This is a genomic window from Kitasatospora sp. NPDC032757, assembly GCF_055579305.1.
Genome location: NZ_JBVINN010000037.1, coordinates 30,115 through 46,248 on the forward strand (window position 1 = coordinate 30,115; position 16,134 = coordinate 46,248).

Genomic DNA, 16,134 nt, shown 5'->3' on the forward strand with positions numbered 1-16,134 from the left:
GGCCGAGCCCGCCACGCTCGGGGCAGCACCCTGCGCCGACCCCTTTACTCACACCATTCGCCCCGATATCATCTACTTTCCGGATGGTCGACATGGCTCTGCGTGTGCGGTCAGGACGGCAGGGTGATCGACTGGGCGTGGTGGAACACGTTCTTCTCGTCCCAGCTCTTCTTCACCCTCTGCAGTCGGCTGTAGTTCTGCTTGTAGTACAGCCGCTGGTAAGCCGGGTTCGCCTGGCCGACCACGCCGAGGTCGGTGTCGGGGTAGTTCACATAGGCGCCGTCGGTGTCGGTGTCGATCTCGGGGATGCCGCCGGTCGCCTTGTACACCGCCCGGTAGAGGCCGCGCAGGTAGTCGAGGTGAGCGGTGTCCTGGGCGGGGTCGGTCCAGTAGGTCTGGTACTGGAGCTTCATGATCGAGTCACGCTGGGGGATGGCGTCCTCGGTGGGCCTTCGCTCGTTGATCCTGCAGCCGTACGAATCGACCTGGACCACCGTCTGCGTGAGGTCGACGCCCTGGACGTCCTTGGTCAGCCATTCCCAGAAGCTGTCGACCTGTGCGGGGGTGAACGCCCTGCGGTGGTAGGCCGACTTGTATTTGCCCCGCTGGTTGTCCCCCGAGGGGTTGAGCGTCATGGTGGCCTGGAACCACGGCATCTGGCGGCTCTTGTCCGGATAGGGAAGGAACAGCCCGCCGGCGCTGTAGGTCTGGACGGCCGCCTTGGTTTTCATCCCGGCCTCCATCGCGGCCAGGAATTGCTCCAGCGGCCCGGGATCGTCCTCGTCCCACTGGCTGAACAGGACGACGTTCCCGTTCGTCCGATGGGTGAGTTTGAGGATGGCGAACAACCCCCGGTAGACCGGTTCGCCCTTTCCGCTGTGCTCGGCGAAGAAGGCGGCGAAGTTGTTCACCAGCCGGTGGAAGTCCGCCGGCTGCTTGACCAGCTCGTCCCACGGCCAGGCGACACTGCTCAGCCAGACCCTCGGCGGTGGCTTCGGGAGCTCGTGGTGGAAGTGGTAGCGCAGCACCACGCCGAAGTTCCCCCCGCCACCGCCGGTGTGCGCCCAGAAGAGGTCCTTCTCGGCCGAGCCCTTCGGGTCGTCGCGGTGCGCCCTGGTCACCTCCACCTTGCCGCCGCGGACGGTGACCACGTCGACCTGGACCAGGTGGTCGACGGTCAGCCCGTGCCGCCGGGAGAGCAGCCCGTACCCGCCGCCGCAGATGTGCCCGCCGGCCCCCACCGAGTAGCACGAGCCGGCCGGCAGCGTGACTCCGTACTTGCGGAAGAGCGTGGTGTAGACGTCCCAGTTGGTGGCGCCGCCCTCCACGCAGTACGTGGACGCGCCGTACTTGTCCGTCGCCGCGCGGACACCGCGCAGGGTGCTGAGGTCGAGGATGACGCCGTTGTCGTTGTCGACGAAGCCCTCGTAACAGTGCCCGCCGCCCCGGATCGTCGGCCGCAACCCCTTGTCGAGCGCCGTCTTCAGGGCCGCCACGGCGTCGGCATCGTTGCCCACCAGCCGGATGTAGGCCGGTGTGCTGCTCCACCGCTGATTGAATCCCTGGCTGAGCGTCTGGTACCGCGGGTCGTCGGGGAGCACCGACTGCCCCTCGGGCACCTCGGCGGAATCGGCGGCTGCCGGGCCGGCGCCGGCCGCCAGGCCGAGGGAAGCGGCGGACGCCCCGGCGGCGGCCATTCCCGCGGTACCCAGAAATCCACGCCGGGAGAATTCTTGACGCATGACAGGACCCACTTTCTCGACTCTGAGAAGCTGGCAGCCGCACGCTAGCACGTACGTTTAGCCTTGTGAATCCCTATACGAATTAGTGTGACTGTACGCCATTTTCCTGGAATGCGTCGCGCCCTGCGGGCGACCGCATTGTCAGTGGCATCCGTTGATGTCCCGTCACCTTCTCGGAATCACCGCCGACCGAGGTCGAACACCGGAAACGGGAGAGCGCCGCGCGAAACCAGACGTCCGGCCCCATGGGCCGCACGCCGGAGCCACCGGCCGCCCCACTCCCGCTCGCGCTACTCGGCGATCGGCCTGGAGAGGTCGTCCTCGGCGAGCACCTGGTAGACGGCGTTCAGGGTGGGCGGGCCGACCAGGTCCTTGATCCGCTCGAAGCGGCGCTCCTCGACGGGGGCGAGCCGTTCCATCCACTCCTGGATGGACTCGGGCCCGTGGTCGCCCTCGATGATCGCGATGGTGACGATCTTCTGCGGGTCCTCCACATCGGCGGCGGTGATCACCCGGGTCCGCGGGTCACCCGGGACGATCTCGTCCGGGATCCAGCTCTTGCGGAACTCCCCGTAGTCGACCCCGTCGTTGAGCCTGCGCACCATGACACTGACGAGCTGCATGACATCCTCCCCGAACTTTTTCTTGCAGTGCAAGAAGCCGATGTCCGCTATTGTTTTCTTGCACCGCAAGACATGTCAAGTCCCGGCACGGAGAAGCACATTGATGGCGAGTGGACGCGGGCGCCCGAGGACGGGCCTGACCAGGGAGAAGGTCATCGACGCGGCCCTGGCCTTCGTCGACGAGCACGGGCTCGCCGCCCTCTCCAACCGCAAGCTCGGCGGGGCGCTCGGCGTCGAGGGCATGACGCTCTACTACTACGTGCCGAGCAAGGCCGCCCTGCTCGACGGCATGGTGGAGCGTCTGCTGGAGCTGTCCGCCGGCGACCTCTTCACCGACCCCGCCGGGCGCCCGTGGACGAGGGTGGTGGGCGACTTCGCCGCCGCCCTGCGCAGGATCCTGCTCGACCACCCGGCCATGCTCACCGTCCTGGCCACCCGCCCGGCCGCCACTCCGGCGGCGCTGCACCTGCTGGAACGCGGCGTCGGCGCGCTGCGCGCCGACGGGGTTCCGCTCGCGGACGCCCTGGACGTCCTCAACGCCGTGGTGTCGTTCACGCTCGGTCACACCCTCGCGGAAGTCGGCGAGACCCCCCACCACGAGGGGACGGAGCCCGATCCGGAGCAGTTCCGCTCACTGGACCCGGCGGTGTTCCCGCAGTTGGCCGAAGCCTTCGGCACCGGCGCCGGCCTGGACTCGGAGCAGCGCTTCCACCGCGCGCTGCGCATCCTGCTCGCGGGGTTCGCCGCCGAGATCGACGAAGGCGCCGGGGCCGGCGATGAGGGGAGGCCGCGAGGCTAGGGCAATTTCTTTCGCATCAGCAGAGGTGATCACCGTGCGATGGGTGGTCCGGGGTCCGATCACCGGCACGCGGGACCGTGCCTCGCACGGCATCAGAGGCGGCCGAGGTCGACGCGCCATTCGCCCGCGGGCCGAGCTGACGGTCCGCCAGGCAGGACTCTCGTTCATCCCGTGCGCCCGGCGCCGGCGGCCCGGATCGGCCTCCCGAACCGCCCGCCCGACAGCGACTCGGCCCCACGCCGCTGGTGCTCGGCCACCACGGCGCGTGCGACCGACCGGCGCCCCGACTGCGCCACGCGGGTCAGGCGTCCGCGCCACCCGAGACGTCCAAGCCATCCGAGCTCTCCGGCCCGCGCAGGGCCGCCACGACCAGGCCCTGGATCTCGTCCGCCCGCAGGGTCCCGCCGCCGACCAGCCGGTCGAAGACCAGGCCGTCCACACAGGCCAGCAGTGTGAGGGTGCGTGCCGCCGGGTCCGCGACGCCCTGGGCTGCGATGAAGGTGCGGACGGCCGCGTGGCCCGCGTTCTCACGCGGGACGAGAATCTCGCGCAGTTCGGGATCACGCACGCTCTCCACCGCACAGGCGTAGCGTGCGAGCGAGCGCCGCCGCCCTTCGCCCGTCAGCCGGCGCTCGGCCAGCAGGGCTATGCCCTCGGCCAGCTCGGTGGCCGAACGCGGCGCCGGCACCTGCTCGCCCATCGCCTGGAGCTCGCCCTGGTCCAGCTCGACCAGGCGCCGGACCAGGGCGGTGAGCAACGCCTGCCTGGTCCGCAGGTACGCCGAGGTGGTGCCGACCGCCAGGCCGGCCGCCGCGTCCACCGCGCGGTGGGTCAGCCCGCGCATGCCCGCGTCGGCGAGGACCCCGATGGCCGCGTCCGCCAGCAGGGTGCGCCGGTCGGCCCCTCGCGTCGCCGAACCGTGCCCTGCCGAACCGCGCGTTGCCGCTCCGCGCGCCGTGTGCCCGGCCGGGCCGCGTTCATGCGGCCCACGCCCGTCCGGCTGCTTCTGCCCGTCTGCCTCAGCTTCCTGCATCCCCCCTTTCTACACCCGTAGTAAGTGCGAGTACTCTCCCTCTACAGCTGTAGAAGGTCAGCGCGAACAACAGGGGAAGGACCGGGCATGAGCAGCAACAGCGCGGTGGTGGTCGGGGGCGGCATCGGAGGGCTGGCAGCCGCGATCGGGCTCCGGCTCGCCGGGTGGGACGTCACGGTGGTCGAGCGGGCAACGGTGCTGGACGACGCGGGCGCCGGGATCTCGCTGGCCGCCAACGGCCTGCGGGCGCTCATCGCCCTCGGCGTCGGCGAGGCGGTGGAGGCGGCCTCGCGCCGCCAGTACACCGGTGGCACCCGCACTCCGAGCGGCCGCCGGCTGGCCCGGATGGACGGCACGGCGCTGGAGCGCGGGCTGGGCGCGCCGATCATCGGTATCCCGCGCGCCGCGCTGCACCGGATCCTGCGGGAGGCGCTGCCGGCCGAGTCGCTGGTGATCGGCGCGGAGGTGACGGCGGTCGAGGCGGCCAAGGCGGCGACGGGCGCCAACCGGCCCCCACGGGTCCGGGTCGAGTACGGCGGCACCGCGCTCGACGCCGACCTGGTGGTCGCGGCCGACGGGATCGGCAGCCGAGTGCGCCGCCGGCTCTTCCCCGACCACCCCGGCCCGGTCTACAGCGGCTCGACGGTGCTGCGGGCGATCACCGAGCGGCCGGTCGAGGGGACGACCGGCGACCCGATCGCCGACTTCGAGCTGACCTGGGGCCACGGCGCGGAGTTCGGACACATCGCCTTCCCCGACGGCCGGGCCGAATGGCACGCGGTGCTTAACGCCCCGGCCGGTGTGCGCTACCCGGACCCGCTGGCCGAGGTCCGCCGTCGCTTCGCCGGCTGGCACGAGCCGATCCCCGCGCTGCTGGCCGCGACCCGCCCGGAGGCCGTCCTGCATCACGACGTCAACGAGCTGGTCACGCCGCTCCCCTCGTTCACGGCGGGCCGGGTCGCACTGCTCGGCGACGCGGCCCACGCCATGACCCCCCACTTGGGGCAGGGCGCCTGCCAGGCCCTGGAGGACGCGGTGACCCTGGCTGCCGCGATCGGCTCGGAGCCCGGCGTCGAGGCGGCCCTCGCCCGGTACGACGCCGAGCGGCGCCCGCGGAGCCAGGCGGTCGCCCGCGACGCGCGCCGCGCCGGCCGGATGGGACAGCAGCTCGCCCATCCGTTGGCCGTCGCCGCCCGCAACGCGGCGATCCGCCTGACCCCGCCCGGTGCGATGGTGCGCACCGCACTGCGCCACGCCGACTGGACGCCGCCACAGATCACCGCCGCAACCACCCGGGCCTGACCCGGATGCGCCCCGCATCCCGCACCCCACACGCCACACCGCGCGGCAGGCCCGGCTCCAGGGGCCGCCGCGGGGCCGCGGTGGGGCCATGACGGGCACGCCACCGGACCTGCAGCCGCGTCCAGCACCCTCGAGCGCGGCGTCCGCCACCCGAAGGGAGCACCTTTCGGTGTGGCGTGGGTCACGGCCCGAAAAAAAGGCTGACGGCCCGTCAAACTGACTGACAGCTCGTCACAACCGACTCACAGAAGCTCAGTTATTCGCTGACTTGCAGTCAGATTCGGCCAGTTGGGCGCAAGTTGGGTGGAGTGTCGGGCAGTACGCCGTTCATCACCCCGGGCTACCATCGGTCGGGTTGTCCGCTCCGGCCCCGGAGTGGGGTCACCCGATCAGGCGTGTGCTCCCACCGCCCCCAAGGGCCGAGCGCCGGTCGGGACAGGGGCGAGGACGAGGAGCGCACGGGCTGCCATGACAGCTGAACCGAGCCACATCGAGCACACCCCGCACGCCCCGCACACCCCACAGGCCCCCGCCCCCGGCGTGACGGCCGCCCCCGAGAAGGCCCGGCAGACCCCGCAGGCCCCGCCAACCTCCCAGACCCTGCAGACCTCGCACACCCCGCAGGCCCTCTCCCCGGCTCTCTTCCCCGGACGCCCGGCCCCCGCGCCGCGTACCCTGGTCGACCTCCTGGACGCCACCGTCCGCGCCCACCCCAACGAACCGGCCCTGGACGACGGCCGGACCGTGCTCAGCTACCGGGTGCTCGCCGCCGAGGTCGAGCAGCTGCGCCGCCGGCTGGCCGCCGCCGGGATCGGCACGGGCGACCGCGTCGGCATCCGCGTCCCCTCCGGCACGAACGACCTCTACGTCTCGATCCTCGCCGTGCTCACCACCGGGGCCGCCTACGTCCCGGTCGACGCCGAGGACCCGGACGAGCGCGCGCAGCTGGTCTTCGAGGAGGCGGCCGTCGCCGGCGTGCTCGGCGCGGAGCGCGCCCTGACCCTCACCGGCGCGCCGCAGGAGGCTGCCACCCCCGCCCGGCCCGCCCCGGCCCGCCCGACCCCGGCCCATTCGACCCCCGCCCGCCCCGCCCCGGCCGACGACGCCTGGATCATCTTCACCTCGGGCTCCACCGGCCGCCCCAAGGGCGTCGCCGTCACCCACCGCAACGCCGCCGCCTTCGTCGACGCCGAGGCCGCGCTCTTCCTCCAGGACGAGCCGATCGGCCCGGGAGACCGCGTGATGGCCGGGCTCTCCGTCGCCTTCGATGCCTCCTGCGAGGAGATGTGGCTGGCCTGGCGTTACGGCGCCTGCCTGGTGCCCGTCCCGCGCTCGCAGGTCCGCAGCGGCGCCGACCTCGGGCCGTGGCTGGCCGAGCAGGAGATCACCGTGGTCTCCACCGTCCCCACTCTGGCCGCCCTGTGGCCGGCCGAGGCCCTGAACGAGGTCCGGCTGCTGATCTTCGGCGGCGAGGCCTGCCCGCCTGAGCTGGTGCAGCGGCTGGTCACCGAGGGCCGCGAGGTCTGGAACACCTACGGGCCCACCGAGGCGACCGTGGTGGCCTGCGCAGCGCTGCTGACCGGGGACGGCCCGGTCCGGATCGGCCTGCCGCTGGACGGCTGGGACCTCGCCGTGGTGGACGAGGCCGGCGAGCCGGTCGCGACGGGCGGCACCGGCCAGCTGGTGATCGGCGGTGTCGGCCTGGCCCGCTACCTGGACCCGGCCAAGGACGCCGAGAAGTACGCGCCGCTGCCCTCGCTCGGCTGGGAGCGCGCCTACCGCAGTGGCGACCTCGTCCAGGCCGACCCGGCCGGCCTGCTCTTCCTCGGCCGCGCCGACGAGCAGATCAAGCTCGGCGGCCGCCGGATCGAACTCGGTGAGGTCGACGCCGCCCTCCAGGCCCTGCCGGGCGTGGCCGGGGCGGCCGCCGCGGTCCGCACCGCGCGCGGCGGCAACCAGCTGCTGGTCGGCTACCTGGTGACCAAGGACGGCTGGGACCGCGAGCAGGCCGTCGAACGGCTCCGCGCCGAGCTGCCCGCCGCCCTGGTGCCGCTGCTCGCGCCGGTCGAGTCACTGCCCACCCGCACGTCCGGCAAGGTCGACCGCAACGCGCTGCCCTGGCCGCTGCCCGGCCTGGAGACGGCCGGGCCCACCGAGCAGCTCTACGGCACCGAGGCCTGGCTGGCCGAACAGTGGACCGAGATCCTCGGTGTGCCGGTGAGCGGCCCGCGCGAGGACTTCTTCGCCATCGGCGGCGGCAGCCTCGCCGCCGCCCGGCTCACCACCCTGCTGCGGACCCGCTACCCCAGCGCCGCCGTTCTGGACATCTACCAGCAGCCGACGCTGCGCAAGCTCGCCCGCCACCTGGAGCGCGGTGCGTCCGACGGCGGCGAGGCCCGCACGGTCGCGCCGGTGCCGACCCGGGCCAAGGTGCTCCAGCTGCTCCTGCTGATCCCGCTCTTCACCGTGGTCGGGCTGCGCTGGACGGTCGCGCTGCTGGCACTCGGCAACGCGCTCACCTGGCTCGGCGACTACCCGTGGGCACCGACCGCCTCCTGGTGGGCGGTCGGCGCGGGCGCACTGGCGCTCTACACCCCGGCGGGCCGGCTGGCCGTCGCGGCCGGGGGCGCCCGGCTGCTCCTGCGCGGCCTGCGCCCGGGCCGCTACCCGCGGGGCGGCTCCACCCATCTGCGGCTCTGGACGGCCGAGCGGCTCGCCGAGGTGACCGGCGCGACCGCGCTCTCCGGGGCGTGGCTCGTGCGCTACGCGCGGGCGCTCGGCGCCAAGGTCGGCCCCGAGGTGGACCTGCACTCGCTGCCGCCGGTCACCGGCATGCTCAAGCTCGGCCGGGGCTGCGCGGTGGAGGCCGAGGTCGACCTCTGCGGCTACTGGCTGGACGGTGACCGGCTGGAGGTCGGTCAGGTCAAGGTCGGCCCGGGCGCCGTGGTCGGGACGCGGTCGACCCTGCTGCCCGGCGCCAAGGTCGGCAAGGGGGCCCAGGTGGTGGCCGGCTCCAGCGTCACCGGCCAGGTGCCGACCGGCCAGCGCTGGGGCGGCGCGCCCGCCGTCAAGCTGGGCCGCGCCGAGCGCGCCTGGCCCAAGGAGCGGCCGGTCCGCCGCGCCCGCTGGGCCGCGCTGTACGGGGCCAGCGGCACGGCGCTCAGCCTGCTGCCGGTCCTGCCGGCGCTCGCCGGGCTGGCGGTGCTCGCCCGTTCCGTGCACCCCGGCACGGGCCTCGGCACCGCGCTCGGCGGCGCCCTGCTCGGCCTGCTCCCGGCCACCCTCGCCTACGGGGTGGTGTACGCCGCGCAGCTCGTCGCGGCCGTCCGGCTGCTCAGCATCGGGCTGACGCCCGGGGTGCACCCGCTGCACGGGCGGGTCGGCTGGCAGGCGTGGACCGTCACCCAGCTGATGGACCAGGCGCGCGAGATCCTCTTCCCGTTGTACGCGGGTCTGGTGACACCGCTCTGGCTGCGGGCGCTCGGGATGAAGGTCGGCCGCGGCGCCGAGGTGTCCACGGTGCTGGCGCTGCCCAGCCTGACCACGGTCGGGGACGGCGCGTTCCTGGCGGACGACACCCTGATCGCCCCGTACGAGCTGGGCGGCGGCTGGGTGCGGCTCGGCGAGGCGAAGGTCGGCGAGCGTGCGTTCCTCGGCAACTCGGGGATGACCGCACCGGGCCGGTCGGTCCCCAAGCGGGGGCTGGTGGGCGTGCTGTCCGCGACTCCGGCGAAGGCCAAGAAGGGCGGCTCCTACCTGGGCATGCCGCCCATGCGGCTGCCGCGGTCGGCCGACCAGGCGGACCAGAGCCTGACCTACGAGCCGCCGGCCCGGCTGCTCTGGGCCCGCGGGCTGGTCGAGGTGGCCCGGCTGCTGCCGGTGCTGGCCTCCGGGGCGCTCGGCGCGCTGACCCTGGCGGCGCTGTCCTGGCTGGCGGCCGGCTGGTCGCCGGTGGCGGCGGCGCTGCTGTCCGGCGTGGTGCTGCTGACGGCGGGCGGGGCGGCCTGCCTGGTCGCGGTGGCGGCGAAGTGGCTGCTGGTCGGGCGGTTCCGGGCGGTGGAGCACCCGTTGTGGAGCGGTTTCGTCTGGCGCAACGAGCTGGCCGACACCTTCGTCGAGGTGCTCGCGGTGCCGTGGCTGGTGGGCGCGGTGCCGGGCACCCCGGTGCTGAACCTCTGGCTGCGGGCGCTCGGCGCGGACGTCGGGCGGGGCGTCTGGTGCGAGAGCTACTGGCTGCCTGAGGCGGACCTCGTCACGCTCGGGGACGGCGTGAGCATCAACCGGGGCTGTGTGGTGCAGACCCACCTCTTCCATGACCGGATCATGCGGATGGATACTGTCATCCTCCGCGAGGGCGCCACCCTGGGCCCGGGCGGCATCGTGCTGCCCGGCAGTACGGTGGGCGCGCGCAGCACGCTGGGCCCGGCCTCGCTGGTGATGCGCGCCGAGTCCGTGCCCGCGGACACGCGGTGGCTGGGCAACCCGATCGAGGCGTGGCAGACCACCTCGTGACCGGCCCCGCCTTCCCCGCACCCACGTCCGTCCCGTCCGCCACGCCCCCCATGTCCGCCGTGTCCCCCGTGGACGCGTCCTCGTCCCCCAGCTCGCAGGGAGCGCACGACCCGGTGAAATCCCGCCCGGTGAACCACCAGCACGCCCCGGCGGCCCCCACCGCCGCGCCCGACCCGTACTTCCCGAACAGCGGCGACCCCCGCTACAAGGTCCACCGCTACGAACTCGCGCTGGACTACCGGCCCGGCCCCAACCGGCTGGGCGGCACCGCCCGGCTCAGCGCCGTCGCGGGCACCGCCCTGCCCGAGTTCGCGCTGGACCTCGCCGATTTCCGGATCGGCCGGGTGCTGGTGGACGGCAAGGCCGCCCGCTACACCCACCGGGCCGGCAAGCTGCGGGTCCGCCCGGCCAAGGCGCTCGCGGCGGGGGCCGCGTTCACCGTCGAGGTGCACTACACCGGGAACCCACGCCCGGTGCGCAGCCCGTGGGGCGGCCTCGGCTGGGAGGAGCTGACCGACGGCGCGCTGGTCGCCAGCCAGCCGGTCGGCGCGCCCTCCTGGTTCCCGTGCAACGACCGGCCGGCCGACAAGGCGACGTACCAGATAGCGGTCACCACACCGTCCCCGTACACGGTGGTGGTCGGCGGCCGGCCGCTCACCCGCACCCCCCGGGCGTCCAGCACGACGTGGGTGTACGAGCAGTCCGCGCCGACCTCGACCTACCTGGTCACCGTCTCGATCGGCCACTACCTGCCGGTGGCGCTCGCCGAGCGCCCGGCCGTGCGGCAGACCGGCTACGTGCCTGCGGGGCTGGCGGCCGAGTTCGCCGCCGACTTCGGCCGGCAGCCGGAGATGATGGCGTACTTCGAGGAGATCTTCGGCCCGTACCCGTTCGGCGAGTACGCGGTCGTGGTGGCCGACGAGGAGCTGGACGTCCCGGTGGAGGCGCAGGGCGTCGCCACCTTCGGCACCAACCACCTCGGCGGCGGCTGGGAGAACGAGCGGCTGATCGCCCACGAGCTGGCGCACCAGTGGTTCGGCAACAGCGTGTCGATCGCCGACTGGAGCCACATCTGGCTCAACGAGGGCCTGGCCAAGTACGCGGAGTGGCTCTGGTCCGAGCACACCGGCGGCCCGTCCGCGGCCGCCCACGCCGCGGCCGCGCGCGCCCTGCTGGCCCGCCTTCCGCAGGACCTCCGGCTCGGCGACCCGGGCCGGAAGCTGATGTTCGACGACCGGCTCTACCAGCGCGGCGGTCTCACCGTCCACGCCCTCAGGGTCACTCTGGGTGAGGCCCCCTTCTTCCGGATGCTCAAGGACTGGGCCACCCTCAACCGCCATGGCAGCGTCACCACCGCCGACTTCACGGCGCACGCCCAGCGGTACGCGCAGGGGCTGGCGCTGGGCGGCCTGTTCGAGGCCTGGCTGTGGCACGGCACGCTGCCCCCGGTGTCCGCCTGACCGGCCGCTCCCCGTCGTCGGGGGCTGTTCGGCGGCGACGGCTCGCCCGCTACCATTCGCCGCATCAGAAACGTACATCCGTACGATGAGCTGGGCCGGTCGGCGGGGCGGAGCCCCTCCTCCGGCGCGCGGAACCGACGACGAAGGGGGCAACAGGGATGCCGGAAGGCGGAAACGGCGGCTCGGGCGGGGTCAGCGTCAACACCGGGGTGCTGCGCAAGTCCGCGGGGCACTGCCGGGAGATATCGCCGGCCGTCCAAGCCGGATCGAAGCATCCGGAGGCGCCGGGCCAGCGGGCCGGCAGCATGCTGGCGCACCAGGGGTTCGAGCTCGGCGCGGCGCTCCAGGCGGCGGTCACGCGCTGGTCCAGGCAGACCGCCTCGATCCTCCAGGCGGTCGACCTCACCGGCCGCAACCTCGACGAGAGCGCCGCCGGCCACAGTGCGACCGACAACGGGATCGCGCAGCAGATGCAGGGCATGGGTTCGCAGTTCCACTGACCGCCCACGACTACGGGCGGATCGCAACACAGCACGGGGATGAGCATGCTGACATACGAACAGGTGCTGGCCGCGCCTCTCACCGAACTCAAGGAGGCGGCCGACCAGTGGTCGAACGCCGCCCGGGCCATGGGCGAGCAGCAGGGCAAGTACCGGGACCAGGTGATCGTTCCGACTCACGCCAGCTGGAGCGGCGCCGACGCGGACGCGGCGCAGACCTTCATGGCGAAGGTGTCCAAGGAACTGTACGACGCCATGACCGAGGCGGACGCCATCCACGGCGTCCTGCTGGACGCCCACACGGCGATCTCCGCCGCCCGCAAGGAACTGCTCCGGCTGGCCGAGCAGGAGGCGCCGCGGCTGAACCTGGTGGTCGGTGCCGGCGGGAAGGCGATGCCCGCCCAGTGCCTGGCCGAGCCGGACCCGGAGCAGGACGCCCGGGACAAGAAGAACATCGAGGAGCTGGAGCGGGCCATCGTCAACGCCCGCGCGGCCGCCCACGAGGCTGACCGCGCGGCGGCCTGGGCGCTGGGGCGCAACACCGGCGCCAGCGACAAGGAGTTCAACCCGGGCGGGTACAACACGCTCGACAAGGCCGAGGCCGGGCTGGGCGAATCCCACTTCACGGACGCCTCGAACTTCATCTTCGACGAGATGAAGACCAACATCGACTCCGCGCAGGTCGCCGAGATCCGGCGGAACATGGAACAGAGCGAGAGCCCCTGGGCCATCATCAACCCGCTCCCGGGCTCGGTCGCCGGGCCGCGCGCGGTGGGGCTGGCGATCTGGTACGAGCAGGTCAAGAGCGGTGGTCCGTGGGACCACAAGCCGATCCTGGAGAAGCGCTACGACCTCCAGTCGGCGAACGACTTCTACTTCAAGGTGCCCGACCGGGATGTGGAGGTCTCGTACGACATCTACTCCAACATCCACTACGGGTACGTCGGGAGGTCGGCCGGGATCAGCCGGGTGGAGCTCGTCGAGGCCGCCAACGCCGGTACCGGCGGCACCGGCACCAACGACCCGGGTGACGACATGTCGATGAAGATCGGCATGGACCTCTACGAGAAGTACGGCCCGAACATGACGAAGGAGCAGATGGACGCGGCGGTGCTGCAGCTGATCGACGACATGGAGGCCAAGCGGCGGGCCGGTGACACGAGCATCACCCAGGTCCGCCCGGCCCGGTAGCGGGCCGGGGAGGCCGGTGCGCGTCCGGCTCGGGGCGGGGTGGAGCGCCTCGCCCGGGTCCTGACCCCGCGGCCCTCGTCGGTGGTGCCCCGGTCGCCCCGGACCGGGGACCCGGGCACCACCGGACTCGCTCAGCCCGCCGGGGCTGTCGCCTCGGCGGCTGTGCGGCAGGCGTGGAGCAGTTGCTCGTCGTCGTGGATGACGTGGCTGCTGCCGAAGCCGGCGTTGTGGCGGCGGGTGGCGGCCAGTTCGGCGTGGACGAGTGGCAGGGCGGGCGCGGCGGCCGCGCCCATCACGGTGAGGCAGCCGGCGGTGGTGGCGCGGGTGTGCGGGTTCTCCGTCCAGGCGGCGGTGAGGACGGGGAGGACGGCGCCGGCGTCGGCTGTGGTGTGCCAGAGGGCGGTGGCGCCGTCGACCCGGACCCAGACCTCGCCGTCGGCGAGCATGGCGCGCAGGGCCGGGGCGGCCTCGGCGGCGGCCGGGCCGATCGGGGCGAGGGCCCTGGCGGCGGCGCGGCGGACCCACGGGCTCGGGTCGCCGGCCTTGGCGAGGAGCAGCGGAAGGACGGCGCCGGTGTCGCCGGTGGCGGCCCAGAGGGCAGCGGCGGCGGGCAGGGCGTGCGGCGAGCCGGGATCGGCGAGCAGTGTGCGCAGTGCGGGGGCCGCCTCGGCGGCGGCCGGGCCGAGCCGGGCGAGGGCGCGCAGGGCGGAGTCGGTCAGCGGGCCCGTGGGGGCGGCGCGCAGCACGCGCAGGACGGCGGGGACGGCGTCCGCGCCACCGGTCGCGCCGAGGGCGGTGAGGAGTGGGTCGACCTGGTCGAGATGCGGTGGGCGCTCCAGTGACAGGGCGGCGAGGCGCTCGCGGAGCGGGCCGGCGAGCGGAGCGGCGGCGGGGCCGAGTTCGGCGACGAGGAAGCCGAGGTCGTGCGGGAGGGCCGGCCGGTCGAGGGCGGCGGCCAGCGCCGGGAGGGCGCGCGGGTCGCCGAGCCGGGTGAGGGCCCGGAGCAGGTGGTGCGGGTTGGGCAGGTCGTCGGAGCGGGTGTCGGACCAGGGGTCCTCGGCCGTGGCGAGGCAGTCGGCGAGGGCGTCGGCCGCGGGGGCGGCGAGGCGGAAGAGGTCCGGCAGGACGGCGGCGGCGGCCTTGCCGACGGTCCGGTCCGGGTCGGCGAGCCGGCGGCCGAGCAGGGCGGCCAGCTCACCGAAGGGGCCACGCACCTCGCGGAACAGCAGGCCGGTCTGCCGGATGCCTCCGCGTCGCAGCGCCGGGTCGGCGGCGGTCAGCTGCTCGGTGCAGAGCGCCACCCGGTCGGTGAGGCGGTCGCCGAGGGCGCGGTGGATGATCCGCAGGGCGGCGTCGGCCGACCGGCCGGCCTGGCCGACGGGGATGTGGCGGAGCAGTCGGGCGGTGGCTGCAGCGGTGTCGGCGGGCAGGGGGCCGGGGGCGCGGGCGGCGAGCCTGGCGGAGGCGGTGAGGCGCAGGGCGGCGGGCTGATTCCCGTCCCCGGCCAGGGTGGTGAGCCAGGCGGTGGCGGGCGCGGCGAGCTCGGGGAAGCGGTCCGCCAGGGTGGCGGCGGCGGTGGCGAGGGCGGTCCGGGCCTCGGCCCCGGGTTCGTGCGGCAGCCGCCCGCGCAGCAGCGCGAGGGTGGCGGGGCCGTCGGCGTGCAGGAGGGCGAGCGCGGCGGCCGCGGCGCAGCGCACGTCCGGATCGGGGTCGGTGAGCAGGGGGGTGAAGGCGTCGGCGCGCGCGACCACGGCAGCCCGGCCCTGAGCCAGGGTGAGCCGCCAGACGGACCCCTGCGTGCTCTCCTCCTCGCCGGCCGGGTAGTGGTGGACGGCCTCGCCGATGCTGGTGAGCAGCTCGACCACCGGCCCGCGGTCCGGCCGGGCCCGGTCGGCGATCAACTCGAAGAGGAAGGGCACGCAGGCGAGCGTGGAGTCGTAGATGTCGCACTGGGGGTGGACGGCGCCGTGCAGGTCGTCGAGGGCCGCCTCACGCTCGCCGGGGTGGTCGGAGGCGAGGCCGAGCAGCATCCCGGGCACGTCGTCGGCCGGGCCGTAGGCGTGGTGGAGGGCCGCCCAGTCGATGTCGTGCAGGGTGTCGAACATGCCCGTCCTCCCGGTGGTCCTGTGCACGGCCCACTCTGCACCACCCCGCTGACAGTCCGGCCCGGGCCTTTCTCGACGAGGGGCCCGGGCCGGCCGGCCGGACGGGGTGTCAGCCGGTGAAGCCGGCGGTGACGGAGGTGAACTGCCAGTCGTTCTGGGCGATGCCGGAGCAGGTCTCCTCCTGGCCGCCGCCCGGGCAGCCGCGGTCGCGGTTGACCGACCAGAAGGCGAGGCGGGCGATGTGGTGGCTGTCGGCCCAGTCGCGGATCGCGGTCCAGTTCTGGACGGTGGTGGTCTCGCCGGTGTCGCTGAGGCCGTTCATGCCGGAGACTCCGACGTGCGCGTAGGCGGTGGCGTCGTCCCACCCGAAGGTGGACTTCAGCTTCGTCTTCAGGCCCTCGGCGGCACTGACGGTGGCGGCGTACATGTCGGTGGAGGCGTTGCCGAAGTCGAACGGCATGACGGTGAAGGTGTAGGCGGTGTTGGGCTGCACGGCGACGGTCTGGGTGCACCTGGCGTTGTCGCTCGCACCGGCCGCGCCGGCCAGGGCCTTGGTCCCGCCGTGCACGGGGGCGGCGACGACGGAGCCGAGCCCGCCGGAGCAGGACCAGCCGGGCAGGGTGCCGGTCTCGAAGCCGGGGTTGGTGAGCTGGTTCGCCGCGTGGGCGACGGTCGGCGCGGTGAACGCGGCGGCCGGCGCGAGCAGGACGGCCGCTCCGGCGGCGGGAATTCTGGTGCGCTTGTGCACCGGTGACCTCCAGTGGGGGTGTGGGGGCGGAGGTGCGGGGAGAAGCCCAAAATGGACTGGACCAATTCACGGTGTCAAGTACCGTCCGGCGGGCGGACGGTGAACGGAAACGGGGCCGG

The 16,134-nt window shown here is 73.8% G+C and carries 10 protein-coding genes and 2 pseudogenes; 6 read left to right on the top strand and 6 right to left on the bottom strand.

The annotated features are described in order from the left end of the window. Positions 1-110 precede the first annotated feature (110 nt). Together ACZ5WK_RS30830 and ACZ5WK_RS30835 are read right to left on the bottom strand one after the other, a co-directional pair. A complete protein-coding gene (locus ACZ5WK_RS30830) occupies positions 111-1,697 on the bottom strand; it encodes an FAD-binding oxidoreductase (RefSeq protein WP_465552231.1) in 1,587 nt (528 codons plus the stop codon). A 335-nt stretch (positions 1,698-2,032) separates the two neighbouring features. Continuing rightward, the gene (locus ACZ5WK_RS30835) at positions 2,033-2,365 is read right to left on the bottom strand and encodes a hypothetical protein (protein WP_465552233.1); all 333 of its coding nucleotides are present in this window, start codon (positions 2,363-2,365) and stop codon (positions 2,033-2,035) included. 103 nt (positions 2,366-2,468) lie between these two features. Here ACZ5WK_RS30835 and ACZ5WK_RS30840 point away from each other — a divergent pair, with 103 nt between their 5' ends. Beyond that, positions 2,469-3,164, top strand: a complete 696-nt coding sequence (locus tag ACZ5WK_RS30840) for a TetR/AcrR family transcriptional regulator C-terminal domain-containing protein (RefSeq protein WP_465552235.1) — start codon at positions 2,469-2,471, stop codon at positions 3,162-3,164. A 301-nt stretch (positions 3,165-3,465) separates the two neighbouring features. Here ACZ5WK_RS30840 and ACZ5WK_RS30845 read toward each other — a convergent pair whose 3' ends face one another. Further along, complete coding sequence (locus ACZ5WK_RS30845) at positions 3,466-4,008, bottom strand: TetR/AcrR family transcriptional regulator (protein ID WP_465552329.1); 543 nt, start codon at positions 4,006-4,008, stop codon at positions 3,466-3,468. A gap of 276 nt (positions 4,009-4,284) precedes the next feature. Here ACZ5WK_RS30845 and ACZ5WK_RS30850 point away from each other — a divergent pair, with 276 nt between their 5' ends. The 5 genes from ACZ5WK_RS30850 (at position 4,285) to ACZ5WK_RS30870 (ending at position 13,162) form a co-directional block, all read left to right on the top strand. Beyond that, positions 4,285-5,499: an FAD-dependent monooxygenase gene (locus ACZ5WK_RS30850; RefSeq protein WP_465552237.1), complete on the top strand. Its 1,215-nt coding sequence runs from the start codon at positions 4,285-4,287 to the stop codon at positions 5,497-5,499. Positions 5,500-5,967: 468 nt separating this feature from the next. Further along, positions 5,968-10,011, top strand: coding sequence for a Pls/PosA family non-ribosomal peptide synthetase (locus ACZ5WK_RS30855; RefSeq protein WP_465552239.1), 4,044 nt, complete (start codon positions 5,968-5,970; stop codon positions 10,009-10,011). A 128-nt stretch (positions 10,012-10,139) separates the two neighbouring features. Beyond that, positions 10,140-11,471 (top strand): M1 family metallopeptidase, encoded by a 1,332-nt coding sequence (locus tag ACZ5WK_RS30860; RefSeq protein WP_465552241.1) that lies wholly within the window; start codon positions 10,140-10,142, stop codon positions 11,469-11,471. 158 nt (positions 11,472-11,629) lie between these two features. Beyond that, positions 11,630-11,971 (top strand): hypothetical protein, encoded by a 342-nt coding sequence (locus ACZ5WK_RS30865; protein ID WP_465552243.1) that lies wholly within the window; start codon positions 11,630-11,632, stop codon positions 11,969-11,971. Between the two features lie 39 nt (positions 11,972-12,010). Beyond that, positions 12,011-13,162, top strand: a complete 1,152-nt coding sequence (locus ACZ5WK_RS30870) for a polymorphic toxin type 44 domain-containing protein (protein WP_465552245.1) — start codon at positions 12,011-12,013, stop codon at positions 13,160-13,162. A 131-nt stretch (positions 13,163-13,293) separates the two neighbouring features. Here ACZ5WK_RS30870 and ACZ5WK_RS30875 read toward each other — a convergent pair whose 3' ends face one another. From ACZ5WK_RS30875 to ACZ5WK_RS30885, 3 genes and pseudogenes are all read right to left on the bottom strand, one after another. Next, positions 13,294-15,267, bottom strand: coding sequence for a HEAT repeat domain-containing protein (locus tag ACZ5WK_RS30875; RefSeq protein ID WP_465552247.1), 1,974 nt, complete (start codon positions 15,265-15,267; stop codon positions 13,294-13,296). Between the two features lie 109 nt (positions 15,268-15,376). Further along, positions 15,377-15,736 (bottom strand): annotated as a pseudogene (locus ACZ5WK_RS30880) (glycoside hydrolase family 18 protein); the annotation flags it as partial. 6 nt (positions 15,737-15,742) lie between these two features. Further along, positions 15,743-16,015, bottom strand: a pseudogene (locus ACZ5WK_RS30885) (carbohydrate binding domain-containing protein); the annotation flags it as partial. Positions 16,016-16,134 lie beyond the last annotated feature (119 nt).

Bases quoted from the DNA above. Each gene is read 5' to 3' on its own strand.
- ACZ5WK_RS30830 (WP_465552231.1), bottom strand. From the start codon at position 1,697: ATGGCCGCCGCCGGGGCGTCCGCCGCTTCCCTCGGCCTGGCGGCCGGC.
- ACZ5WK_RS30835 (WP_465552233.1), bottom strand. From the start codon at position 2,365: ATGCAGCTCGTCAGTGTCATGGTGCGCAGGCTCAACGACGGGGTCGAC.
- ACZ5WK_RS30840 (WP_465552235.1), top strand. From the start codon at position 2,469: ATGGCGAGTGGACGCGGGCGCCCGAGGACGGGCCTGACCAGGGAGAAG.
- ACZ5WK_RS30845 (WP_465552329.1), bottom strand. From the start codon at position 4,008: ATGCGCGGGCTGACCCACCGCGCGGTGGACGCGGCGGCCGGCCTGGCG.
- ACZ5WK_RS30850 (WP_465552237.1), top strand. From the start codon at position 4,285: ATGAGCAGCAACAGCGCGGTGGTGGTCGGGGGCGGCATCGGAGGGCTG.
- ACZ5WK_RS30855 (WP_465552239.1), top strand. From the start codon at position 5,968: ATGACAGCTGAACCGAGCCACATCGAGCACACCCCGCACGCCCCGCAC.
- ACZ5WK_RS30865 (WP_465552243.1), top strand. From the start codon at position 11,630: ATGCCGGAAGGCGGAAACGGCGGCTCGGGCGGGGTCAGCGTCAACACC.
- ACZ5WK_RS30870 (WP_465552245.1), top strand. From the start codon at position 12,011: ATGAGCATGCTGACATACGAACAGGTGCTGGCCGCGCCTCTCACCGAA.
- ACZ5WK_RS30875 (WP_465552247.1), bottom strand. From the start codon at position 15,267: ATGTTCGACACCCTGCACGACATCGACTGGGCGGCCCTCCACCACGCC.